General features: G+C 67.6%; 19 protein-coding genes. 13 read left to right on the forward strand and 6 right to left on the reverse strand.

All coding sequences use genetic code 11. The features are described from left to right. The first annotated feature begins 87 nt into the window (after positions 1–87). From QX204_RS24990 to QX204_RS25005, 4 genes are all read left to right on the forward strand, one after another. The gene (locus QX204_RS24990) at positions 88–876 is read left to right on the forward strand and encodes an alpha/beta fold hydrolase (protein WP_301902768.1); all 789 of its coding nucleotides are present in this window, start codon (positions 88–90) and stop codon (positions 874–876) included. 4 nt (positions 877–880) lie between these two features. Further along, positions 881–1171: an MGMT family protein gene (locus QX204_RS24995; RefSeq protein ID WP_301902770.1), complete on the forward strand. Its 291-nt coding sequence runs from the start codon at positions 881–883 to the stop codon at positions 1169–1171. Between the two features lie 86 nt (positions 1172–1257). Continuing rightward, on the forward strand, positions 1258–3000 hold the full coding sequence (locus tag QX204_RS25000) for an NTP transferase domain-containing protein (RefSeq protein WP_301902771.1): 1743 nt from the start codon (positions 1258–1260) through the stop codon (positions 2998–3000). A 307-nt stretch (positions 3001–3307) separates the two neighbouring features. Then, positions 3308–3463 (forward strand): hypothetical protein, encoded by a 156-nt coding sequence (locus QX204_RS25005; protein WP_301902773.1) that lies wholly within the window; start codon positions 3308–3310, stop codon positions 3461–3463. Positions 3464–3513: 50 nt separating this feature from the next. Here the strand turns inward: QX204_RS25005 and QX204_RS25010 are convergent, their stop codons facing one another. The 4 genes from QX204_RS25010 to QX204_RS25025 are packed head-to-tail and all read right to left on the reverse strand — an operon-like array spanning position 3514 to position 8844. Continuing rightward, a complete protein-coding gene (locus QX204_RS25010; protein WP_301902775.1) occupies positions 3514–5451 on the reverse strand; it encodes a dipeptide ABC transporter ATP-binding protein in 1938 nt (645 codons plus the stop codon). Further along, the gene (locus QX204_RS25015) at positions 5448–6314 is read right to left on the reverse strand and encodes an ABC transporter permease (RefSeq protein WP_301902777.1); all 867 of its coding nucleotides are present in this window, start codon (positions 6312–6314) and stop codon (positions 5448–5450) included. The genes QX204_RS25010 and QX204_RS25015 overlap by 4 nt, the downstream gene beginning before the upstream one ends. Further along, positions 6311–7270, reverse strand: a complete 960-nt coding sequence (locus tag QX204_RS25020) for an ABC transporter permease (RefSeq protein ID WP_062983718.1) — start codon at positions 7268–7270, stop codon at positions 6311–6313. The genes QX204_RS25015 and QX204_RS25020 overlap by 4 nt, the downstream gene beginning before the upstream one ends. Continuing rightward, on the reverse strand, positions 7267–8844 hold the full coding sequence (locus QX204_RS25025; protein WP_301902779.1) for an ABC transporter substrate-binding protein: 1578 nt from the start codon (positions 8842–8844) through the stop codon (positions 7267–7269). The genes QX204_RS25020 and QX204_RS25025 overlap by 4 nt, the downstream gene beginning before the upstream one ends. A 265-nt stretch (positions 8845–9109) precedes the next feature. Between QX204_RS25025 and QX204_RS25030 the strand changes: the two genes are divergently transcribed. From QX204_RS25030 to mtnC, 4 genes are all read left to right on the forward strand, one after another. Continuing rightward, positions 9110–11452, forward strand: a complete 2343-nt coding sequence (locus tag QX204_RS25030) for an arylsulfatase (protein ID WP_301902780.1) — start codon at positions 9110–9112, stop codon at positions 11450–11452. Between the two features lie 81 nt (positions 11453–11533). After that, entirely contained in the window at positions 11534–13267 is a 1734-nt protein-coding gene (gene mtnA / locus QX204_RS25035; RefSeq protein ID WP_301902783.1) for an S-methyl-5-thioribose-1-phosphate isomerase, read from the forward strand. Beyond that, positions 13264–13833 carry a 1,2-dihydroxy-3-keto-5-methylthiopentene dioxygenase gene (locus tag QX204_RS25040; protein ID WP_301902785.1) on the forward strand — a complete coding sequence of 190 codons (570 nt, stop codon included), beginning with the start codon at positions 13264–13266 and terminating at the stop codon, positions 13831–13833. Before mtnA ends, QX204_RS25040 begins: the two co-directional genes overlap by 4 nt. Next, positions 13830–14519 (forward strand): acireductone synthase, encoded by a 690-nt coding sequence (gene mtnC, locus QX204_RS25045; RefSeq protein WP_301902787.1) that lies wholly within the window; start codon positions 13830–13832, stop codon positions 14517–14519. Before QX204_RS25040 ends, mtnC begins: the two co-directional genes overlap by 4 nt. Positions 14520–14530: 11 nt before the next feature. Here the strand turns inward: mtnC and QX204_RS25050 are convergent, their stop codons facing one another. After that, a complete protein-coding gene (locus QX204_RS25050; RefSeq protein WP_301902789.1) occupies positions 14531–15430 on the reverse strand; it encodes a hypothetical protein in 900 nt (299 codons plus the stop codon). Between the two features lie 218 nt (positions 15431–15648). On the opposite strand from QX204_RS25050, the gene QX204_RS25055 reads away from it, so the two are divergent. After that, a complete protein-coding gene (locus tag QX204_RS25055; RefSeq protein WP_301902791.1) occupies positions 15649–16482 on the forward strand; it encodes an alpha/beta fold hydrolase in 834 nt (277 codons plus the stop codon). Here the strand turns inward: QX204_RS25055 and QX204_RS25060 are convergent. Then, on the reverse strand, positions 16479–17207 hold the full coding sequence (locus QX204_RS25060) for an MmyB family transcriptional regulator (RefSeq protein WP_301908099.1): 729 nt from the start codon (positions 17205–17207) through the stop codon (positions 16479–16481). The genes QX204_RS25055 and QX204_RS25060 overlap by 4 nt on opposite strands. Before the next feature lie 736 nt (positions 17208–17943). Here QX204_RS25060 and QX204_RS25065 point away from each other — a divergent pair. The 4 genes from QX204_RS25065 to narI all read left to right on the forward strand — a co-directional run bounded on the left by QX204_RS25065 (position 17944) and on the right by narI (position 24936). After that, complete coding sequence (locus QX204_RS25065) at positions 17944–21654, forward strand: nitrate reductase subunit alpha (RefSeq protein WP_301902793.1); 3711 nt, start codon at positions 17944–17946, stop codon at positions 21652–21654. A 173-nt stretch (positions 21655–21827) separates the two neighbouring features. After that, on the forward strand, positions 21828–23507 hold the full coding sequence (gene narH, locus QX204_RS25070) for a nitrate reductase subunit beta (RefSeq protein ID WP_301908100.1): 1680 nt from the start codon (positions 21828–21830) through the stop codon (positions 23505–23507). Next, complete coding sequence (gene narJ, locus QX204_RS25075; RefSeq protein ID WP_301902795.1) at positions 23504–24184, forward strand: nitrate reductase molybdenum cofactor assembly chaperone; 681 nt, start codon at positions 23504–23506, stop codon at positions 24182–24184. The genes narH and narJ overlap by 4 nt, the downstream gene beginning before the upstream one ends. After that, the gene (gene narI / locus QX204_RS25080; protein WP_301902797.1) at positions 24181–24936 is read left to right on the forward strand and encodes a respiratory nitrate reductase subunit gamma; all 756 of its coding nucleotides are present in this window, start codon (positions 24181–24183) and stop codon (positions 24934–24936) included. The genes narJ and narI overlap by 4 nt, the downstream gene beginning before the upstream one ends. Positions 24937–24951 lie beyond the last annotated feature (15 nt).

Below are 24951 nucleotides of genomic sequence, written 5' to 3' on the forward strand. Positions count from 1 at the left end.
ACATCGGCTATTGCAACAGACCAGTCCGACACACCGGCGCACCCCTACCGGAGGGACACGCTGCGAGACTGTGCGCGACCGGCCAGAATGGGTGTCGTGTCGTCGCTTCATGTGCACCGATTCGGCCCCGCCGACGGTCCCGTCGTCCTCGCCCTGCACGGTCTCACCGGCCACGGCAACCGGTGGGAAACCTTGGCCACCGAACACCTGCCCGAGGCCAGGATCATCGCCCCCGACCTGCGCGGACACGGCCGCTCCACCTCGCTGCCGCCGTGGGACTTCGAAACGATCGTCGCCGATCTCGCGCAGCTGCTGCGCACCGAGACCGACGGACCGGTCGTCGTGGTCGGCCACTCGTTCGGCGGCGCCACCGGCGTCCATCTGGCCCGGCAGCACCCCGACCTCGTGCGCGCGCTCGTGCTGCTCGATCCCGCCATCGGCATCGACGCGAAACTGATCGAGCAGATCGCCCTGGCCAATCTCGCCTCCCCGGACTACACCGATCTCGCCGAAGCCCGCTCCGACAAGCAGGTCAGCGCGTGGGGACCCGACGAAGTCGATCCCGAGATCCTGGAACGGGAGTTGGCCGAGCACCTCGTGCCGACCGAGGGTGACCGGGTCGGCTGGCGCATCTTCCAGCCCGCGATCACCTCGTACTGGGGTCAACTGGCGCGAGGGTTCGTGCTGCCGCCCGCCGACCTACCGACGGTGCTGGTCCGCGCCGCCAAGGTGCAGCCGCCCTATGTCACCGAGGAGTTCCTGGCCGCCCTCACCGCTCACCTCGACGATTTCACCGCCGAGGTCTGGGACTGCGATCACATGGTCGCCCAGGCCCGCCCCGCCGACACGGCCGCGCTGATCGCCAGGGTCCTGTAGGCCGATGGCTGTCACGACGGAGGAGCAGGTGGAGAAGGTCCGTGAACTCGTCGCCGCGATCCCACCGGGCCGCGTCTCGACCTACGGCGATATCGCCGCCGCTGCCGGGCTGTCCTCGGCGCGCACCGTCGGCTGGATCATGCGCACCGACACCGCGGATCTGCCGTGGCACCGCGTCATCGGCGCCAGCGGCCGTCCCGCCGCGCACCTGGCCACCCGCCAGCTGCGGCTGCTCACCGAAGAAGGCGTTCCGGTCGTCGACGGCCGTGTCGTCCTGCGCACCGCGCGACTCTGAGCGGCCCGGCTCGCGGGCGGCTCGGGCACCGGCAGCACGCCTACTAGCATGACTTTCGTGCCGTTCACCCGATTCAGGATCAGCCGATGACCGCCGTCGATGCCATCGTGCTCGCGGGTGGACGAGCCAGTCGGATGGGCGGGGTCGACAAACCGGCGATCGTGATCGGTGGGCGATCGATGCTCGACGCCGCGCTGGATTCGGTGCGCGACTGCGCCGAGGTGGTGGTGGTCGGCCCGCATCGTCCCGCACTGGATTCGCGGTTCCGCCAGGTTCGTGAGGTGCCGCCGGGTTCCGGGCCCGTCGCGGCGATCGGCACCGGTCTGAGCGCACTCGACACCGCGTCCTCGTGGATTGTCGTACTGGCCGCCGATATGCCGTTCCTCACCGAGGCCACCGTCCACGAATTGCTCCGCAGGGCAACCGAGTCCACCGCTGATGCCGTGTTCGCGATCGACGCCTCCGGTCGCCCGCAGTACCTCGTCGGCGTCTGGCGGCGCAGCGCGCTGATGGCAGCGGTGGCGGGACTGGGTTCACTGGTGAACCAGCCGATGAAGGCCATCGTGCCCGCCGAGACCGTGCTGGTCGAGCTCCCCGATATCGCCGACTGCGATACCGAGGAAGAGGTCCGCCGCGCCCGTGAATCCCTGGCCACCGACCGCGCGTCGGCCCGCCTCGACCTCACCGAAGCGCGCGAACGCCTCGGCAGCGGCCTGACTCCCCTGGTCGCCTACGAGGCCGCGCTGAGCGAAGTCCCCGGTGCCGCACTGGCGGCGGCGATCACCGCGGCGGGCCCGCTCCCCCGCTTCGACGTCTCCGCCATGGATGGTTACGCCGTAAGCGGCGACGGCCCGTGGCAGCTGCGGCGCGACGTCGGCTTCGCGGGCGGCGCGCGCCCGGAGGGTCTGCGCTCGGGCGAAGCGGTACGCATCGCCACCGGCGCCCACGTTCCGGACGGCACCACCTCGGTCGTGCGCGACGAATTCGCCACCATCACCGGCGACGAGCTGGCCCGCCTCCCCGACACCCCGTTCCGCGGCGATGTCCGAAAGAGCGGCGAGGACAGGAAGATCGGCGATCTCGTCGCACCGGCGGGCACCCGGGTCACCGCCGCCCTCCGTTCGGCCGCGGCCTCCGTCGAGGTCACCACGGGCACGGTCCGTGGCCCGGTCCGTGCGCGAATTGTCATGACCGGCGACGAAATTCGCAGCACCGGCCCCCTGCAGACCGGCCAGACCCGTGACTCGATCGGCCCCGTCCTGCCAGATCTCCTCGCGGGCTGCGGCGTTCGCGTCGTCGACCGGGTCCACTTGCGCGACACCGCACACGGCTTCGACGACATGCTCACCGAAACAACCGATTTCGACCTATTGGTAGTAGTCGGTGCCACCGGCGGCGGCGCGGCCGATCAACTCCGTACCGCCATCGCCCGCGCCGAGGCCCGCGTCCTGGTCCCCCGACTCGCCCTGCGCCCAGGCGGTTCCACCGTTGTCGCCGAACTACCGACGGGCCCCACGGTTCTCGGCCTCCCCGGCAACCCTTTCGCCGCCATCGCCGTCCTCCTCTCCCTCACCCCCGCGATCGTCGCCGCCCGCACCGGCGCCCCCCTCCCCCGAAAGATCCTGGGCCCGCTCCACAATGCCGCCGAGATCACCGCACCGGTTCAACGCATCACCCCGGCCCGCTACGCCCCCGACGGCGGCTGGCTCGGCGACCCGGTGGTCCGCACCGCTCACCTGGCCGGCCTGATCGACCGCGACGGCTTGGTCATCGTCCCCCCGAACGCCACCGACGGATCGACCGTCGAATTCATCCCTCTCCCTTCCTGACCGAGTTCACGACAATGATCGAGATCGAATCCCCCGTTCTCGCCGCAATTCTCGCATTGTCACAGAATGGCGAAGCCCTGATTAATGAGACGAGGGGTCCGGTTTCGATAATGCGGAATGGATCGAGGACTGACACGCCGAATTTCACCAGGTCAGAAACCTATTTTCAGCGCAGGTCTACCCTCGCGCCGTAATGGTGCTTATTGTTGGTCGAGTCAGGCGTGGGACGCCCCGCACGCGAGGTGGATTGCGTCGGACAGTGCGTTGAAGGCTTAATCACTTATCCCTCGGAAAGGACCGTGTGGAGATGGCTGACAAGTCTAAAAAAGCACCGAAGAAGATGCCCAAGCAGATGCCGCGCCAGCAGCAGGAGCAGCGGCAGGAGCAGGGGCAGGACTCGCAGGGCACGACGCGAGCAGGCCAGGACGATCGGCGTGAGCAGCGCCGCCCCGGCCATCACTGATATACGTGTGTCGACGAGCCGCCGGTATCGCTACCGGCGGCTCGTCCACGTCATGCCCCGATGCGCACTGGCGCGCCTGCCGCGGATCCGGCCTGCCCACGCCGAGCCGTGGCCGGATCGGGGACGGGCACCGCGTCGACCAGGCGGCGGGTGTACTCCTGAGCCGGCGCGGCGAATACCGCGCGCACCTCGCCGGTTTCGACGATCCGGCCCTGCCGCAGCACCACTACCCGGTCGGCGACCTGGTGCACCACGGCCAGATCGTGACTGATGAACAGGCTGGCGAAGCCGTATTCGGCGCGCAGGTCGGCGAAGAGGTCGAGCACCTGCGCCTGCACCGAGACGTCGAGCGCACTCGTAGGCTCGTCGGCGACCAGCAGTCGCGGCGCCAAAGCCAGCGCGCGAGCCAACGCCACTCGCTGACGCTGTCCGCCGGACAGTTCTCCCGGCCTACGCTGCGCGTAATCCCTCGGCAGCCGAACCGATTCGAGCAAGTTCGCGACCTTGGCCTGCAGCAGCGCGCCCGACGCTGCCCGATGCACCTGCAAGGGTTCGCCGATCGAGTCGGCGACGGTACGCCGCGGATCGAGTGAGGCGCTCACATCCTGGTGCACCAGCGCCACGTGCTTGCGCAGTCCGCGCAACTCGCGACGTGACAATCCCGCCAGCGTGACGCCCTGTAGCTCGACGCGGCCCGAGGTCGCGGGAACGAGCCCGAGCGCGGTGCGCCCCAGCGTGCTCTTGCCCGACCCGGATTCACCGACCAGCCCGAGAACTTCACGCGGACCGAGGGTGAGCGAAATATCCAGCAGCGCGGGGAAAGACGCGCCGCCGTGGCGGCCCGGGTAGACCACCGAGAGGTCGTCGATCCGCAGCACGTCGCGGTATTCGGATTCGCCTCGCCCCCCGCCCTTTTCGGCGACGACAGCGGGCCCACGCACGACTACCCGGCGCAGAATCCGGCGAACACTCCGGTCCGAGGGTTCCGCCGGTACGTCGTCATCCGAATCGTCGGTGAGCTCCGCCGACTCGTCGTCGCCATCGGACGCGTCGACCTCACCGGCTTCGTCCTCTTGCCCCACCGTCGCCTGATCGTCACCCGTTGTCTCTGTGGCGAGCTCGGCCTCCGCACCACCCGGGCTCACGGCATCCACCTCGGCGACAGGCGCTGGATCTTCGCCCCGCGACGACACCGCGGGCAAGCGCGGCACCGCGGCCAGCAACGTCCGGGTGTACTCCTCACCCGGCTCGGCGAACAATCCGAACACCGCCTGTTCCTCGACCACCCGCCCCTCGCGCATCACCACGACCCGGTCGGCGATCTCCGCGACCACGCCGAGGTTGTGGGTGATGAACAGGATCGCCGTGCCGCGCTGCCGTTGCAAGGAGCGCAGCAGGTCGAGGATCTCGGCCTGCACGGTGACATCGAGCGCGGTGGTCGGCTCGTCGGCGATGAGCAGTTCGGGCTCGCCGGACAGGGCGAGCGCGATGACCACGCGCTGCTTCTGCCCGCCGGAGAGCTGATGGGGGTACCAGTCGAGACGCTTGTCCGGTTCCGGAATATCCACCGCCGTCAGCAGATCGATCGCGCGGGTTCGAGCGACAGCCTTGTCCGTGACGCCGTGCGCGCGCAGCGCCTGCGCGATCTGGGTGCCGATCTTCTGCACCGGATTCAGCGCGGTCTGCGGCTCCTGGAAGACCATGGCGGCCTTGGTACCGCGCAGGTCCCGCAACGCGGATTCGGCGGCGCCGACGACCTGCGTGCCCCCGAGCCGGATCGACCCGCCCGCCCGCGCGGTCTCCGGCAGCAGCCCGAGCACCGATCGCGCGGTGAGCGATTTACCCGAACCGGACTCGCCGACCAGGGCGACGACTTCACCCCGGCGCACCCGCAGGCTCACCCCGTCGACGACGGTCTTGTCCCCGAATCCCACCGTCAACTCGTCGATCTCGAGCACGGGGTCGAGCGGATCAGATGGTGCGCTCATGCCAATCTCCTTGCCCGGCCCAGTGCTTGGGCTATCAACAGGAATCCCAGGGTCAACGCGGCCACCACCACCAACGGTCCGATCGCGATCCACGGATTCGCGTCCAGGTTGGCGATCGAGGCCGCGATCAGCGAACCCAGCGAGGGCTGCGGCGGCAGCACGCCGATGCCGATGAAACTCATCGCGCCTTCGATGAACACCGCCACCGACAGCGACAGCGCGAACTGCACGCCGAGCGGCTCGATCACATTGGGCAGCACATGCTTTCGCAGGGTCCACCAGGTGTCGGCGCCGATCACCTCCGAGGCTTCGACGAACGGTTGTTCGCGCACGGCCAGTACCGCCGTGCGGATCTGACGACCGAAGATCGGGATCTCGGCGGCGACGATCACGATGACCACCGCGTGCCAGCCGGGCCCGGTGATCGCGGCGAGCGTGATGCCCAGGATCAGTGTGGGGAAGGCCAGAATCAGGTCGAATACCCGCTGGACGGTCACGTCCGCGACGGGGTGGACGGTGGCGGCCAGCCCGATCAGCGCACCGATCACCGCCCCGATCGGCACCGCGAGCAGCGCGATCAGCAGGTCGATCCGGATACCGGCCAGCACTCGGGCGGCCACATCACGGTTGAGATGGTCGGTGCCGAGCCAGTGTTGCGCGCTCGGTCCGAGCAGGTTGGCGCCCGGGATCTGGGTGAGCGGATCGTAGGAGCTGAGCAATCCGGCGAACACCCCGGCCAGCGCCACCACGACGACCAGCAACACCCCGGCCAGTCCCTGTCCATGGCGCAGCGCCCGCAGCGGACCTTCGCGGCGCGGTGAATCATCGACTGTGACAGCGGGTTTCTCGATTGTCGTCGTCATGACCGTCCTCCGATGCGAATTCGCGGGTCGAGCCACGCGTGCGCGACATCGGTGATCAGCTGGATCACCACGAACACCGCCACCGACAGCAGCAACAGCACCTGCACGAGCGGATAGTCGCGACGACTGATGCCCTGTTCGATGAGCTGACCGATCCCCGGCCATACGAAGGCCGCCTCGACCAGCACCGCGCCGCCGAGCAGTTGCCCGGTCTGGATGCCGAGCACGGTGAGCATGGTGGGCAGCGCGTTGCGCAGGGCGCCACGGGTGACGATCTCGCGATAGCCGACACCGAGTGAACGTGCCGTCAACACATACTGTTTCGCGAGTTCGGTGCGCAGCGCTTCGGTGAGGAACCGGGTCAGCGCCGCCGATACCGGCAGCGCGAGGCAGATCGCGGGCAGCAGCAGATACTGCACCGCGATATCGGGTCGCGCGATGAATCCGTCCGGCGGCACCCCGCCGGCGGGCAGCACCGGAATCGCGACGGCGAACACCAGCACCAGTAGCGGGCCCACCACGAAGGTCGGCAGCGCGACGGCGGCCGTATTCGCGGCGGCGACAACCGTATTCAGCCAGCGGCTCGGCCACAGCACCGACGCCACCGACACGATCAGACTCACCAGCACGGCCAGCAGCAGCGCGGTCACGGTGAGCACCAGCGTATTGGTGAGCCCACGGCCGACCAGGTCGGTGATCTCACCGCCGATGATGTAGGAGCGACCGAGGTCGAGGGTGAACAGGTCGCCCAGCCACTGCAGGTACTGCACCGGGATCGACCGGTCGAGGCCGAGCTGGTGGCGGATCACCTCGATGGTCTGTGGTGTCGCGTCGTTGCCTGCCAGGATGGTGGCCGGGTCGCCGGGGACGAGCCGCAGCAGCAGGAAGATCAGCACCGAGGCGCCGAACAGCACCAGCAGCGCCGACGGGAGGCGGTGCAGCAGGTAGCGCGTCATGACAGGAAGGTGTCGGTGAGAACAGGTTCGCGGCGCTTGGTCCAGGCGAAACCGTGCACCTTGTTGACGGTGGAGTACTGCTGGAAACGCACGCCGATCTCGATCAGGAACAGCCCTTCCAGCAGCTGGTCGGTGACGGCCTGATAGGCGCGCACCGCGTCGGGCCCGGTGCCCTTCGGCAGCTGCCATGCCGTGTCGGCGGCCGCGGTGTAGGCGGGCGATTCGTAGCGCGAGGCATTGCGGCGGGCGTTGAACGGGTAGGCGCTCACCGTGAGCGTCGACGGGACGAACTGCGCCCACGAATGGTCGGTGACCCACAGGCCGCGGAATTGCTGGCCGGTGAGCTGCTTGACGAAGGTGGCGGCGTCGACCGGGTCGAGGTCGACCTCGATGCCCACGTCGGCGAGGTTGGCCTGCACGATCTGAGCGACCTCGCCGTACCCGGGGGCGAAGGTCAGCGGCAGCTTCGGCGGCTTGGCCGCCTGGCCGAGGAGTTGCTTGGCCTTGTCGACGTCACGCTTGTACTTGGTGTTGCGGGATTCGTCGAAGGCGGGCGAGTTCTTGGGCCACGGCACGTTCAGCGGATATCCCGCGCCCCGGAACACTTCGTTGATGATGCGTTCGCGGTCGAGGGAGAAGGCGATGGCCTGGCGGACCCGGACATCGGCCAGCGTCGGCTCGGTCACATTGACGCCGACATAGGCTTGCAGCTCGGCGCCTTCGAGATCGTGCACCGTGAATCCGCCGCTCTTGCCGAGGTTTTCGGCATCGCGATAGCCGAGTTCGCGCGCCGCGGCGATCTGACCGGACTTCAACGCGTTGAGCAGCGCGTTCGGGTCGGGGATGATCGAGACCTCGACCCGGTCGAGATACGGGCGCTCGGGCACCCAGTAGTTCGGGTTCTTCTCGAAGATCAACTGCGAGTTCGGCACGCGCTGCACATATTTGAAGGGGCCGGTGCCGATATAGGTGTCGCCGGTGCCGAGCTTGTCGGCGGTTTCGCTGTCCAGGATCGGCACGGTGTCGAGCAGGTCGTAGATGTTGCTCAGCGGGTGGGCGAGCTGCAACACGATCCGCGTCGGCGAGACGATGTCGAAACCGGTGACGGCCGCTGCCGAGCTACGCAGCTGCGCTGACCATTTGGCGTCGGCGTAGGTGCGCAGCGAGAACTCCACGTCCTTGGCGGTGAAGGGGCGCCCGCTGTGGAACTTCACGTCGTCGCGCAGGTCCAGGCTCAGCGAACGACCGTCGGCGGCGAGCTGCCACGCCTTGGCCAGCAGCGGCTGCGGTTCCAGAGTGTCGTTCGGGTAGCGGATCAGCGATTCGTAGACCAGGCCGATCACAACCGGAGTGGCCGCGGTGTTGGTGAGCAGGTTCGCGGGCACCAGGTCCTCACGGATGCCGACCTTCAGCGTGCCGCCGCGCACCGGCGTGGCGTCGTCCCCGCCCGCCTTCTGCTCCGAGACCGCCGAGGTGCAGGCCGCCAGTGCGGCGCCGCCGAAGATGGCCGCGGCGGCGATGCCGCTGGTGCGCAGGAAATTTCGGCGGCCGAAGCCACTCGCCGTTGAACTCATCGTGAAGATCCTCGAAGACGCATCGGCCCGCGCGGCGGGCCGAGGAGGGTGCGCACAGCACACCGCAGGAAAGGGAAACACATCGGCTCGACCGCGAACGTCGTGGGCGTTCGTCAGCCGCGCAGGACGCGACACGAACAGCAGCAGGGTGGCTGATTCGTGGGCACGGCAGTGACGCTAACAAGTTGCGACGGACCGGTCACCGATTCCACGCACACTGCACATAACCCTGGTGACCAGCGGATACGTCGCCTTTACTGCCAGAATGCCTGTTCCACCCCATGCTCGCGGTTACGCATCCTTCGGCGGCTCGGCCGGTCGCACGTCCGCGGAGTCGACCCCCGATTGGACCTACCCGCCCACCGCGCCCGCGGGCTCGCCGAACATCGTGGTCGTACTCGTCGACGACATGGGTTACAGCGATATCGGCCCGTTCGGTTCGGAGATCGAGACGCCGACCCTGGACCGTCTCGCGGCACAGGGTGTGCGGCTGTCGAACTACCACACGACGCCACTGTGCTCGCCCTCGCGCGCGGCACTGCTGACCGGAATCAATTCCCACCGTGCGGGTTTCGGCTTCGTCGCCAACGCCGATCCCGGCTATCCGGGCCTGCGGCTGGAACTGGCCGACGACGTGCTCACGCTGCCGGAGATATTGCGCGACAACGGTTACGCCACCTACGCGGTGGGCAAGTGGCATCTGGTGCGCGATGCCACGATGAACCCGTCGGCGCATCGGGGCTCCTGGCCGACCCAGCGCGGATTCGATCGCTACTACGGATCGCTGGAGGGGCTGAATTCCTTCTACTACCCCAATCAGCTGGTGTCGGACAGCTCGGTGGTCGATGTCGAGGAATACCCGGAGGGCTATTACCTCACCGACGATCTCACCGACAAAGCACTGTCCTACATCAAGGACCTGCGCGCGCACGACGCCGAGAAGCCCTTCTTCCTGTACTTCGCGCACGTGGCTATGCACGGACCGCTGCAGGCCAAGGCCGAGGACCAGGCCAAGTACCGCGGGCGCTACGCCGAGGGTTGGGACGAACTGCGCCGACGCCGCTTCGCCGAGCAACTGGCCCAGGGGTTGTTCCCGCCGGGCACCGAGCAGAAGCCGCGCAATACCGAGCCGGGTTACGAAGCGGCGGAGTGGGATTCGCTGTCGGCCGACGAACAGCGACGCTACGCCAAGTACATGGAGGTGTACGCGGGCATGGTCGACAGCATCGACCAGAGCCTGGGACGCATCGTCGACCTGCTCGAAGACCTCGGTGAACTCGACAACACCATCATCGTGTTCACCTCCGACAACGGCGGCACCGCCGAGGGCGGACCGGAGGGCACCCGGTCCTATTTCGCCGAATTCGCCCACGTCGACGACCCCGGCTGGGTGGGCGATGTCCCCCACGACGAAGACCTGATCGGCACCGCGAAGCTGGGCGTGCACTACCCGCGCGGCTGGGGTCAGGCGTCCAACACGCCGTTCCGGTTCTACAAGGGCCAGACGTTCGCCGGTGGCGTGCGGGTGCCGCTGGTCGTGTCGTGGCCGAAGGGTTTGCCCCGCACCGATACCGATTCCGGCATCCGCCATGAATACGCCTACGTCACCGATCTGGCGCCGACGCTGCTCGAGTTGGCGGGTCTGGACCGTCCTTCGGTGCGTAACGGTCTGCCCGCCAAGGACTTCGACGGTGTCTCCGCGGCCGAGCTGTTGCGTGATCAGGCAGCCCCGACGCGGCACACCGAGCAGTACTCGGAGATGACCGGCCATCGCGGCTTCTACCGCGACGGCTGGAAACTGCTGTCGCTGCACGGTGCCGACGCCGACATCGACGCGCCGAACTGGCAACTGTTCGACGTGCGCGCCGATCCCACCGAGCTGCACGATCTTTCGGCGCGGCACCCGGACAAGGCCGCCGAACTGGCCGCCGCCTGGGACGAATCAGCGTGGGCCAACACGGTGTTCCCGCTGCTGACCCGCGCCGACCTGTTCCGCCGTCGACCGGAGGAAGCGCGTTTCGCCGCTCCGGTGCGGCTCCTGCCCGGCACCCCCACCCTGGAGCGCTACCGCTCCCAACGCCTCATCGCTTACCGCGACTTCACCATCACCGCCGATCTGACCGGCACGGCGGTATCCGCCGAGCGGGTGGTCGACGGCTATCGGCCCGGCGACGAAGGAGTCCTGGTCGCACACGGCGACCCGCTCGGCGGGTACCTGCTCTACATCGAGGACGGCGAAGTGGTGCTCGGCGTGAACAGCTACGGGCGGTATGCGTCCGTCGGCGTGCCGCTGCCCATCGGGACGCGCGAGATCACCGTGCGGGCCACCGTCGAGCCGCGTCTGCGCTGGGACTTCACCATCCAGGTCGACGGCACGCCGCTCGCGGAGCTCACCGACCAGGTGCAACTGGTCGGCATGGCGCCGTGGACCGGGATCTCCGTCGGCGTCGACGCGCGCGGCCCGGTCTCGTGGGAGCTGCGCGAGCGCCGCGGACCGTTCCGCTATTCCGGCGGCCTGCGCGCGATCACCTACACGCCCGGTCCCGTGCAGGTCCCGCAGCGCACGATCGACGCGGTGGAGCGGGAGGCCGAGTACGCCGCGGAGTGATCGACCGGCCCCGGGGATCGCGGCGCGACCAGGTCGGATACCGTTTACCAGCCAGAAATGCCACGCAGACAGGACGCCGGAATGGACGACAGTTCCCTGATCTGGGACGACGGTGCGCTCGTCACCATCGACCAGCGCGGACTGCCGCACGAAGTGCGAGAACTTCGCCTGCGCACCGTCGACGAGGTCATCGAGGCGATCACCACCCTCGCCATTCGCGGCGCTCCGGCGATCGGGATCGCGGGCGCGTTCGGCGTGGTCATCGCGACCAGGGCACACACTCGCGACGGCGTACTCGATGGCGGTGGCGGCAGCGGCCACAGGGTGGTCGATGTGGCCGCCGTGCAGGCCGAGGCCGACCGTATCGCCGCGGCTCGACCGACGGCGGTCAATCTGGCATGGGCAGTCGACCGGGTCCGTGGCCGGGTCGCCGACGGCGCCGACGCGGTGCTGGCCGAGACATTCGACCTGCTCGCCGAGGACGGTCGGGTCAACCTCTCCGCCGCCACTCATGCCGCCGACCTGGTGCAACGTCTGTGCGGCGAGCGCCCGCTCCGGCTGCTGACCCACTGCAATACCGGGCGCCTCGCCACCAGCGCGGTCGGCACCGCGATCGGCGCGCTGCGGGTGCTGCACGAACGCGGTGTCGTCGAGGACGTGATCGTCGACGAGACTCGCCCGCTGTTGCAGGGCGCGCGGCTCACCGCGTGGGAGCTGGCCGAGGCGGGCATCCCGCACCGCCTGACCATCGACTCCGCCGCCGCCTGGGCGATGGCGACCGGACAGGTCGACGCCGTGCTGGTCGGCGCCGACCGGATCACCGCCAACGGCGACGTCGCCAACAAGATCGGCACCTTCACCCTGGCCCTGGCCGCCCGCCACCACGGCATCCCGTTCATCGTGGTGGCCCCGGAATCCACCCGCGATACCGCGATGGCCACCGGCGCGCAGATCGTGGTGGAACAGCGGGCCGCCGCCGAGGTGACCGGCTTCGGCGGCGTCGACACCGCACCGGCGGGCACCGCGGTGTTCAACCCGGCCTTCGATGTGACCCCGACCGATCTGGTCACCGCCGTGGTCACCGAAAACGGTGTGGTCTACCGGAATTCGGAGACCTATGACGAGCACGGCCGTGCGAACGCGGCCACCGTCGAGAACACCGACAGGCCCCTGGCCGGGCAGGGACGAGCGATCGCCGCCACCGCACGCCAGCTCTACGAGCGGGGCTGGATGCCGGGCACCGCGGGCAATATCTCGGTGCGCATCGAGCCCGCCGACGCCCTCATCACCGCCAGCGGCCTGTCCAAAGGCGAACTCGGCGAAGGCGACACGGTGCTCGTCGCGATCGCCGACACCACGGCATTCCCAGGTCAGAACCGCAAGCCTTCCGCGGAGACCAGCATTCACACCGCCGTCTACCGCACCCGTCCCGCCGGCGCGGTCGTGCACGTACACTCCCCGTTCGCCACCGCGTTGGCGACTACTTCCGCGCGGCCCGGCGACGCGGTGACCCCGCTGCGGATCAGCGGTTTCGAACTGCTCAAGGGATTCGGCCTCGCCGACCCGTCGACGGTCGTGATCCCGGTGTTCCCGAACTGGCCGGAGGTGGCGCGCATCGGCGCCGACATCGACACCTACCTTCGCGAAAACCCTGACGCCCCACCGATTCTGTTCATCACCGGGCACGGGATCACCACCTGGGGTGACACTCTTGCCCAGGCGCGCGATCGCGCCGAATGCCTGGAAGCCCTGTGCGAGTTGATCGCCCGTACGGGACGTACCGACGCCACGCCTCTCGAGATCGGACCGACATGACCCTGTTGCAAGTGATGGCCGCCGACAACGCCGCCGATGTCCGGGTGCGCACCACCGACCCCACCGAGATCGGCGCCGAGCTGGCACAGCACGGTATCGCCTACTCGCACTGGGCCGTGCTCGCCGACGCCGCCGCGACCGACTCCGACACCCTGCTCGCCCACTACGGCCCGCAGATCGCCGAACTCAACGCCTCGGGCCGCTACGAACACATCGACGTCGCCCGCATCCACCCCGACGCCGACAACCCGGAGTGGCCTGCCACCGCCGCCGGTGCGCGCGCGAAGTTCCTCGACGAGCACCGCCACGCCGAGGACGAGGTGCGCTTCTTCGCCGCCGGCCGCGGGTGCTTCTACCTGCACGTGGGCGACGCCGTGCTGGCGACGGTCTGCGAAGCGGGCGACCTGCTGTCGGTCCCCGCGGGCACCCTGCACTGGTTCGACATGGGCACCACCCCCGACTTCATCGCCATCCGCTTCTTCGAAGAGGCCGACGGCTGGGTCGGCGACTTCACCGGTGACAAGATCAGCGCGGGCTTCCCGACCCTCGACGAACTGCTCGCGTGACCCGCGCGATCGTCCTCGACATCGAGGGCACCACCAGCCCCACCGACTCGGTCCGCACCGGCCTCTACGGCTACACCGAACAGCACCTGCCCGCCTGGCTGGCCGACAACGCTTCCGGCCCCGCCGAAACGGTGATCGCGCGGACCCGCGAACTCGCCGAGGAACCCACCGCGGACACCGACCGCGTCGCCGCGATCCTCACCGCCTGGCTGCATTCGGACGTGAAAGCCGAGCCCCTCAAAGCCGCCCAGGGCGCCATCTGTGCCGAGGGCTTCCGCGCCGGCGCACTACACGGACGCTTCTTCGACGATGTGGTACCCGCGCTGAAGACGTGGCATGCCGAGGGCTACCGACTCTTCGTCTATTCCTCGGGTTCCGAACGCAACCAACGGGATTGGTTCACCTTCGCCGAGGCGGGCGACCTGTCCGCGTTGATCACCGATCACTTCGACCTGGTCAGCGCGGGCGCCAAACGCGAGGCGGGTTCCTACGAACTCATCGCCGACCGGATCGGCATCCCGGCGCGAGACATCCTGTTCCTGTCCGACCACCCCGACGAACTCGACGCCGCGGTGGCCGCGGGTTGGCAGGCCGTCGGAGTGCACCGCCACGGCGAGCCGAACCCACCACGGCCACCGCATCGTTGGGTGAATTCGTTCGCCGAGGTCGAGGTCGCCGAAAACTGAGGTGGCGGCTCTCAGCCGACGTGCGCCCTGACCGCGCCGAGCGGTCCTCGCTGGGCTGTCCCGAACACCCGTCGGGCGTGGACGGCGACCGGGCTCGTCGACCACGGCGCCAGCGTGGTGGTGAACATCAGTTCGCACCAGGACAGGGCGGGGATCTCGCCCGCGGCGAGAGTGGCGATGAGGGAGAGTTCGGTGTCGTGGCCGAGCCAGGCCGCTACCAGCCAGGAGGCATCGAGACGGCCGAGGAATTCCTCGGTGTCCTCGGGCGGGCCGTGGGGGGTGTCGACGGCGAGGTGGACGACGGCGGCGATGGCATGACGCATCTTGGCGTCCATGCCGATGGCGTCGTGCAGCAGCAGGCTTTCCAGTGCCGAGCGCAATTCCATCGAGGGGTCGAGTGCCAGTTCGTGCATGTCGAGCCTTTCCTGTGGTTCGGACTGCTGATCGAGACCGCCGGTGATCGCCCGCAGCGTCGGGATCGTCTGTGGTACTTCCGGATCGACGAGACCGGTCAACGGACCCGAGGTCCAGTCGAGCCTGCCGAACGCCTGGCACCAGTCCAGTGCCGGATTGTCTTCGGAGACGACCAGATCGAGGGCCAGCCCGGCCATCGACGCGGTGCAGGCCAGGGTGACGGCGTCGAGTCCTTCCTCGCTGACGGTCAGGTGCAGCGTCACCTTCTCGACCCCGGTGTCCTCGCGCGCTCGGCCCGCGAGCCAGATCGCGCGGCCCGCAGCGCCCATCGCGGCAGCGAGCTGGTCACCGCGGGGATGGTCGGCGTCGGCGTCGATGAACGGGCCGTACCAGATCGCCCGGCCCTCCGCGTCGCAGACCGCGAAGGTCGCCGAGACACTGTCGCCCGCGGCGGCCAAACTTATGTGGGCATCCTGCCCCTGTTCCGTCACCCTCATCAAAATCCCCGTTTTCCGATTCGTGCCGACTGTCACCGACATCCTCTATCCAATCGGCCACAAACAGACATGTCCACAGGGCGCGCACAAATAGACGGCCCCAGTTAGGTATATACACTCGCCAGTGAATTCACAGGACCGGCCGTGCACCCATCAGGCGGTGCCGCATTCGGTCCGCAACCGGGCGAAATCGACCGCGCCGCTTGTATGTTTCGACCATGCCCTTCGTACAGTCCGATTCTGTCAACGTCCATTTCCGGACCGACGCGGTCAACGGTCCGACGCTGCTGCTCGCCCACGGATTCCTCATGGACGAATCCATGTTCGACCCGATCCGGAAGGTCTTGGCGCACACCGATATCAATGTCGTCGCCTGGGACGCACGCGGTCACGGCCGCACCGGATACGGCAACGACCCGCGCTTCGATTACTGGGATCTGGCCACCGACGGTCTGCGGGTGCTCGACGCACTCGGCCTCGAGAGCGCGATTGTCGGCGGCGTGAGCCAGGGCGGTTACGCGGCACTACGGATGGCGTTGCTCGCCCCCGAACGCGTCACCGGATTGGCACTGCTCGATACCGAAGCCGACGCCTGCACCAGAAGCGACGAAACCTATTACGAGAACTTCTTCGACGAATGGTGCGGCGACGGCGATTTGCGGCCACTGGCCGAAGATCTCGCCCCGCTATTGATCGGCGGCACCGATCCGCGGATCTGGCAGACCTGGATCACCCGCTGGCTCGAGGCCGATCGCACCGCGATCCGCCCGGCGGCCGAGTGCCTGATCGGGCGCGATTCGATCCGTGAGCGACTCGGCGAAATAGCGGTGCCCGCTCTTGTTCTCCGCGGCGAACACGACCACAGCAGTACCGCGGCCAAGTGCGCGCGATTGGCGGAAGGACTGCCGGGCGCGAACGGGGTACGCACGGTGGCGGGCGCGGGCCACGGCTGCGCGCTGACCCATCCCGAACAGGTCGCCGCGGCGCTGGCCGCGCTGGTGACGGCCTGCAGCCCGTATGCCGTGGAGCCGGTGGCGGTCGCCGGCATCTAGCGGTCGGGCCCGCGAACGCCCTGGTAGTACTGGATGCGGCCGGGATAGGCGACCGAATCGAGCCGGAACAGCTGGACGTCGACGGTGTAGATCTCGCCGGTGTGCAGATCACACAGCCGCATGGCGGCCTGCTCGCGACCGTAGACGGTGTCGCCGTCGTCCCAGATGCGGCGGAAATCGCGGTACTGCGCCAATTCGTCGAGCAGGTCGGAGGCCCAGTCGCCGCCGACCTGCTGGCCGATCAGACCGCGTAACCAGTGCACGGTGAGGGTGGACTCCTTCTCCCATTCCACCATTACTTTGCGCGAGAGCGGGTTACCGAAGAACCAGCGCAGAATATTGACATCCTCGACCAGACCCGGGAACGCGCGGTCATAGGAATGGTTGCCCGCGAGCACGTTCCATCGGGTGTCGACATAGGCCGCCAGATCGGGTTCCCGCAGCGACAGCGTCCGGCGCATCTCGGCGCTGATCTCGGCTCGCAGATCCTCGACCGTCGGATTGTCGACCGGCGCGATGCCGGCCAGATCGAAGAGATGTCTGCGCTCGATATCGGTTACCGGCGCGATCCGGTCGAGGTAGCGCACGAGCGCCTCGATCACCGCGCGCGTAGGCCGGTCTCGATCCCCGCTCTCCAAATGCGTGATGTAACTCGAACTGACACCCGCCGCGAAGGCGAGTTTCTCTCTCGAAATCCGCCGATCGTCGCGAAGTCGCCGCAGCAACCCGCCGAGCGTCGGCGGTTTCGGCGGCCCGTCTGGTCCGTCGAACGATGGCTTCGGTATCACGACTACCCTTCCTGTCTGCACGGGCCAATCCTGGATGACTTTTCAACCTCGAACCAACCACCAACCGGAAAAGATGCCGTTTCTTTATATTAGCGCCGGTTCGTTTGGGTAGTTAACCTGCGGCAACTGTGTTCGCGGTCACGAAATACGGCGTACCGAACCGAATTAAAAGGATTCGAAATCGTTCCGTTCAGCACTGCTATAAGATTCCGGACCGCGCGACCCGGTCACCCCGCCGCGGCGGCCTCCACCCACTGCCGCCGGGCGCGACGATCGCCCGGGGCCGTCAGGTCCGCACGACCGTCCCGGCTGCCCCACAGGCCGTCTCGACGCGACCATAGCTGTGTGTGGCGTCACATCAGCGCTGTTCAGCGGGCACGCCGGGCGTGTAAACAAATGTAAACCGCGGGAGAACCAGTCGTTTCCGAAGCATCACCGTCGGCCCGCCGACGGACCCGCCGATCACCGCGTTCTGCCAGCTCGCGACTCATTCGCCCCAGGTGAGTCCCTGATCGCGGATGCCGACGAGCCCCTCCCCCGTGACCACAGCATTTCGACGACCTCACAGCTCACCGAGGGCCGAATACGGATGTGAAAAGTTCGTTTTGCCGAAAGAGTCCGTCTCCTTACAGTTGCCCTCAACAGCCCGATTTCACAGCTCGAAGGGGGCGTCGTGGTTAATTCGCGCACGCAAGGTCCGTCGCCCGCCGATTTCGGCGACACATTGCTGAACCTCGGTAAGTATTTCCAGCGGGGCGAGGTCTCGCCCGACAACCGGTCCGTCTACAAGGTCGGCGGCCGCGATGCCGACGAGTTCTACCGCGACCGCTGGTCGCACGACAAGGTGGTGCGCTCCACCCACGGCGTGAACTGCACCGGCTCGTGCTCCTGGAAGATCTACGTCAAGGACGGCGTGATCACCTGGGAGTCCCAGCAGACCGACTACCCGTCGGTGGGCTCGGACAAGCCCGAGTACGAACCGCGCGGCTGCCCACGCGGCGCCTCCTTCTCCTGGTACACCTACTCCCCGGCCCGCGTGCGCTACCCGTATGTGCGTGGCACGCTGCTCGATCTCTACCGCAAGGCCAAGGCCGAACTCAAGGACCCGGTGCTGGCCTGGGAGTCCATCGTCGAGGACCCGGTCAAGGCCAAGGCCTACAAGACCGCGCGCGGTAAGGGCGGTTTCGTCCGCGCCGAGTGGTGGGAAGCCGCCGAGATCGCCGCTGCCGCGCACGTGTACACGATCAAGCAGTACGGCCCCGACCGCGTGGCAGGCTTCTCGCCGATCCCGGCGATGTCGATGGTCAGCCATGCCACCGGCGCGCGCTTCGTGTCGCTGATCGGCGGCTACATGCTGTCGTTCTACGACTGGTACGCCGACCTGCCGGTGGCCTCGCCGCAGGTGTTCGGCGACCAGACCGACGTGCCGGAGTCCGCCGACTGGTTCGACGCGGGCTACCTCATCATGTGGGGCTCCAACGTCCCGGTGACCCGAACCCCGGACGCGCACTACATGACCGAGGCGCGCTATCGCGGCCAGAAGGTCGTGGTGGTCTCCCCCGACTACGCCGACAACACCAAGTTCGCCGACGAATGGGTGGCCGCGCGCCCCGGTACCGATGCCGCACTGGCGATGTCGATGGGCCATGTGGTGCTCAAGGAGTTCTTCATCGAGAAGCAGACTCCGATGTTCACCGACTACATCAAGTCCTTCACCGATCTGCCGTACCTGATCTGCCTCGACGAGGCGGCGGATCAGGACGGCGCTCTGCCCGGCAAGTTCCTCACCGCAGCCGATCTCGGCCACACCGGCGAGGGCGTCGAGCACAAGCCGGTGCTGCTCGACCAGGCGGGCAACCCCATCGTGCCCAACGGTTCGCTGGGCCATCGATTCGGCGAGGGCGACGCGGGCAAGTGGAACCTCGACCTCGAGGGTGTCGACCCGCTGCTCACCCTGCTCGGCCATTCCGACGACGCGCCCGCCACCATCGCGCTGCCGCGTTTCGACACCGATGTCGCCGGGTCGATCATCCGTGGTGTGCCGACGAAGATCGTCGCGGGTAAACGGGTCACCACCGTCTTCGATCTGTTGCTCGCGCAGTACGGCGTCGGCCGCGACGGCCTGCCCGGCGAGTGGGCCAAGGGCTACGACGACGCCGAGTCGCCGTACACCCCGGCCTGGCAGGAGAACATCACCGGCGTTCCGGCCGTCCAGGCCGCTCGCATCGGACGCGAATTCGCCGACAACGCCGAACGTTCCGGCGGCCGCTCGATGATCCTGATGGGCGCGGGCACCAACCACTGGTTCCACTCCGATCAGATCTACCGCGCCTTCTTCACGCTGACGCTGCTCACCGGCTGTCAGGGCAAGAACGGCGGCGGCTGGGCCCATTACGTCGGCCAGGAGAAGTGCCGTCCGGTCACCGGTTGGGCCACACTGGCTTCGGCATCGGACTGGCAGCGCCCGCCGCGCCAGATGCAGGGCACCGTGTTCTGGTACCTCACCAACGACCAGTGGCGCTACGACCCCTTCACCTCGGACTCGTTCGCGTCGCCGCTGGGCAAGGGCAAGTTCGCCGGTCGTACCGCCGCCGACAACATCGCGCTGGCGAGTCGTCTCGGCTGGATGCCCAGCTACCCGACGTTCAACCGCAACCCACTCGACCTCGCCGACGAGGCCGCCGAAGCGGGCAAGACCCCCGCCGAGCACGTCGTCGACGGGTTGAAATCCGGCGACCTGCGCTTCGCCTGTGAAGACCCCGACGCGCCGGAGAACTTCCCGCGCGTGCTCACCGTGTGGCGCGCGAACCTGCTCGGTTCCTCGGGCAAGGGCAACGAGTACTTCCAGAAGCACCTGCTCGGCTGCGGCTCCAACCTGCAGACCACCGACGCGACCGGCGTGCGACCGCAGGAACTGGAATGGCGTGAGGAAGGCGCCGAGGGCAAGCTCGATCTGCTGCTCGCACTGGACTTCCGCATGACCAGCACCACGCTGTTCGCCGACATCGTGCTCCCCGCCGCCACCTGGTACGAGAAGCACGACCTGTCCTCCACCGACATGCACCCCTTCGTGCACGCCTTCTCCCCCGCCATCTCCCCGCCGTGGGAGGCCAAGACCGACTTCGAGGCATTCCACCGGATCGCGCGTGGTTTCTCCTGGCTGGCCGAGAAGCACCTCGGCACGCGCAAGGACATCGTCGCGGTGCCGTTGCAGCACGACTCCCCCGATGCGCTCGCGCAGGCCGGCGGCAAGGTGCTGGACTGGAAAGCCGGTGAGTGCGAACCGATTCCGGGCAAGACCATGCCCAAGATCGTGGAGATCGAACGCGACTACACCAAGATCGCGGAGAAGCTGGCCGCGCTCGGGCCGCTGGTGGAAACGCTCGGTCTGACGACCAAGGGCGTCACCACCTTCCCCGAGGAAGAAGTGGCGTACCTGGCCGGACAGAACGGCACCATCGTCTCCGGCGTCGCCGCGGGTCGGCCGTCGCTGGCCAAGGACACCCACGCCGCCGAGGCCATCCTGTCGCTGTCGGGCACCACCAACGGCCGCCTGGCGGTCGAAGGGTTCGAAGCGCTGGAGCGGCGGACCGGGACCGAACTCGTAGACCTCGCGAAAGAGGCCGAGGGCAAACGGATCACCTTCGCCGACACCCAGGCTCGCCCGGTGCCGGTGATCACCTCGGCGGAATGGTCGGGCTCGGAATCCGGTGGTCGCCGGTACTCGCCGTTCACCATCAATGTCGAGCGGCTCAAGCCGTGGCACACCCTCACCGGTCGCCAGCACTTCTACCTCGACCACGACTGGATGATCGAACTCGGCGAGCAATTGCCGATCTTCCGACCACCGCTCGATATGTCGGCGTTGTTCGCGGAGCCGAGCATCGGCAATGTGAGCGGCAACGGGCTGACGGTGCGCTATCTGACCCCGCACTCCAAGTGGTCGATCCACTCCGCCTACCAGGACAACCTGCACATGCTCACGCTCTCGCGCGGCGGTCAGACGATCTGGATGTCGGACGTCGACGCCAAGAAGATCGGGGTGGCCGACAACGACTGGATCGAGGCGATCAACCGCAACGGTGTCGTCGTGGCCCGCGCGATCGTCTCGCACCGCATGCCCGAAGGCACGGTCTTCATGTACCACGCCCAGGACCGCGCGGTCGACGTGCCGCGCATCGAAGGCGCCGAGGACACCACCTCCGAGGCCAAGGGCAAGCGCGGCGGTATCCACAACGCGCTCACCCGGGTGCTGATCAAGCCCTCGCATCTGATCGGCGGCTACGCCCAGCAGTCCTTCGCCCTGAACTACCACGGCCCGACCGGTAACCAGCGTGACGAAGTAACCACGATTCGCCGCCGCAGCCAGGAAGTCGAGTACTGACATGCACCAGGCTGTTCGTCCGCACATCCGACAACTGATTTCGAACCGTCCGGGTAACTCACCGGGCACGCCCAGAACAGGCTCGGCACTCGACCGCATGCCCGCATACACGACGGTCGCCGGCTCGCAGCCGTGCGCAGAATACCCGGAGAGGCGGAACTGACATGCGCGTAATGGCACAGCTCGCCATGGTCATGAACCTGGACAAGTGCATCGGCTGCCACACCTGCTCGGTCACCTGCAAGCAGGCGTGGACCAACCGTGGCGGCACCGAGTACGTCTGGTTCAACAACGTGGAAACCCGGCCGGGACAGGGTTATCCGCGCCAGTACGAGGACCAGGAGAAGTGGAAGGGTGGCTGGACGCTCAACAAGCGCGGCAAGCTGACCCTCAAGTCCGGCTCGCGGTTCAAGCGTCTGATGAACATCTTCGCCAACCCTGACCTGCCCACGGTCGACGACTACTACGAGCCGTGGAGCTACGACTACGACAACCTGCTGTCGTCGCCGCCCATGGACACCACCCCGGTGGCGCGGCCCAAGTCGCTGATCACCGGTGAGGACACCAAGGTCACCTGGGGTGCGAACTGGGACGACGACCTGGGTTCGGGTCCCGAGCAGGTCGGCAAGGACCCCATCCTCGGCAAGCTCGAGACCAAGGTGAAACTGGAGTTCGAAGAGACCTTCATGTTCTACCTGCCGCGCATCTGCGAGCACTGCCTGAACCCCTCGTGCGCCGCGTCGTGCCCCTCCGGCGCGATCTACAAGCGCGAGGAAGACGGCATCGTGCTCGTCGACCAGGACAAATGCCGTGGTTGGCGCCAGTGCATCACCGGCTGCCCGTACAAGAAGATCTACTTCAACCACAAGACGGGCAAGGCGGAGAAGTGCACCTTCTGCTACCCGCGCGTCGAGGTCGGCATTCCGACCGTGTGCTCGGAGACCTGCGTCGGGCGGCTGCGCTACATCGGCGTGATGCTCTACGACGCCGACGCGGTGCTCGAAGCGGCCCAGGTCACCGATCCGCAGGATCTCTACACCTCGCAGCTCGGCGTGTTCCTCAACCCGCACGATGAGCGCGTGATCGCCGAGGCCGAGAAGGCCGGCATCTCGCCGGAATGGATTCAGGCCGCCCAGGATTCACCGGTCTACAAGCTGATCGTCGACTACCAGTTGGCGCTGCCGCTGCACCCGGAATACCGCACGATGCCGATGGTCTGGTACGTGCCGCCGCTGTCGCCGGTGGTGGATGTACTCGCCGAGACCGGTCACGACGGCGAGGACGTGCGCAACCTGTTCGGCGCCATCGACGCACTGCGCATCCCGCTCGAATACCTCGCCGAGTTGTTCACCGCCGGGGAGATCGGGCCGGTGCGGTCCTCGTTGCAGCGCCTGGCCGGGATGCGGGCGTTCATGCGTTCGGTCAACCTGGGCGAGGAGCCCGAGGCCCATATCGCGCCGTCGATCGGGCTCGAGCCCGAAGAGATCGAAGCGATGTACCGGCTGCTGGCGATCGCCAAGTACGAGCACCGGTACGTGATCCCGATGGGCGCGACGTCCAAGGCGCACGAACTGGATTCGCTGGCCACCGGGTGCAGTCTCGATACCGACGGCGGACCGGGTATGACCGCGTTCGATCAGGTCGTCGAGAAGTTCTCGCTCTCCGACGTCAACCAGGCCGCGCCCGAGGAGAAGTCGGGCCGGATCAACCTGCTCAATTGGGACGGGCGCAGCACCAGCGGACTCCTGCCGAGCGCGAACGGCAAAGAGAAGACCGGCAACGGCGCCGGTAACGGCAACGGCAGCAACGGCGCTGCCGTGGCCGACTCCCCCGTGAGCGGCGTCGCGCCATGAGTCTGCTGTCGATTCGTAAACGGCCCCAACCGGTTACCGAGATGGCCGAGCACGACCGCCTGGTCGTGTGGCGGCTGGCGGCGTTGCTGCTCGACTACCCCGGCGAGCAGACCCTGGCCATGCTCGACCAATTGTCCGACGCCGCAGCGCAATTGCCCGCCGAGGTGCAGGCACGCTTCGCCGGGATCTTCGCCTACCTGCGCGACAGCCCGGCGATCGAAGTGGCCCAGAGCTACGTCGAGACCTTCGACATGCGCCGACGCGCCAGCCTGCACCTGACGTTCTACGCCTTCGGCGACACCCGCAAACGAGGCATGGCGCTGCTGCGGTTCAAGCACGCCTACCGCCAGGCGGGGGTCGAACTCGGTGACGAGGAACTGCCCGACCACCTGCCGGTACTGCTGGAATTCGCCGCCACCATCGACCCGATCGGCGGCGAGCGTCTGCTCGGCGAGCACGTGCCGGTGATGGAGCTGTTGCGACTGTCGCTGGCCGACAACGACTCTCCCTACAGCGGTGTCCTCGGCGCGGTCCTCACCACCTTGCCCGCGGTGACCACCGCCGACCGCAGGCGCATCGCCGAACTCGCCGCCCAGGGGCCGCCCGAGGAAGAGGTCGGCCTCGAACCGTACGCCATGGACCCCGCCCTCTTCGAAGCAACAGAAGGCCGCCGATGAACGCAACCATCCCCCTGCCCGAAGGCCTGTGGCTGATCCTGCCCTATATCGCAGCGACTTCCTTTGTGCTGGGCCATGTCTGGCGCTACCGCTTCGACCAGTTCGGCTGGACCACCCGCTCCTCGCAGATCTACGAGTCCAAGCTGCTGCAACTGGGCAGCCCGCTGTTCCACTTCGGCATGCTCGGGGTGTTCGGCGGTCACGTGATGGGTCTGCTGATCCCCGAATCCTGGACCTCGGCGATCGGCATCTCCGAGCACGCCTATCACATCATCGCGGTCGGTGCGGGTTCGATCGCCGGGCTCATGGTCGTGCTGGGCGTGGCCATCCTGTGCTACCGCCGCATCGCCATTCCCGCCGTGCGCAAGAACACCAGCCGCAACGACGTCATGATGTACACGCTGCTGACCCTGGCCCTGGTCACCGGCCTGCTCAACACCTGGGGTTCCAACCTGCTGTGGGGTACCTACAACTACCGCACCACGGTGTCGCCGTGGTTCCGCAGCCTGTTCTCGATCAACCCCGAACCCGGCCTGATGGTCGGCGTTCCGTGGACCTTCCAGCTGCACGGCCTCGTCGTTCTCGTCCTGGTCGCGGCCTGGCCCTACACCCGCCTCGTCCACATGTTCAGCGCCCCCATCGGCTACCTCACCCGCCCCTACATCGTCTACCGCCGCAAGGAAGTGGACACCAAGGACAAGACCCGCTTCGCCAAGGCGTGGGACGCACCGGTCACCCCCGACCGCTGGTAGTTCCCACCGGAACAG

Origin of the sequence: Nocardia sp. PE-7 (assembly GCF_030486425.1) — a bacterium.
GTDB classification, from domain to species: domain Bacteria; phylum Actinomycetota; class Actinomycetes; order Mycobacteriales; family Mycobacteriaceae; genus Nocardia; species Nocardia salmonicida_A.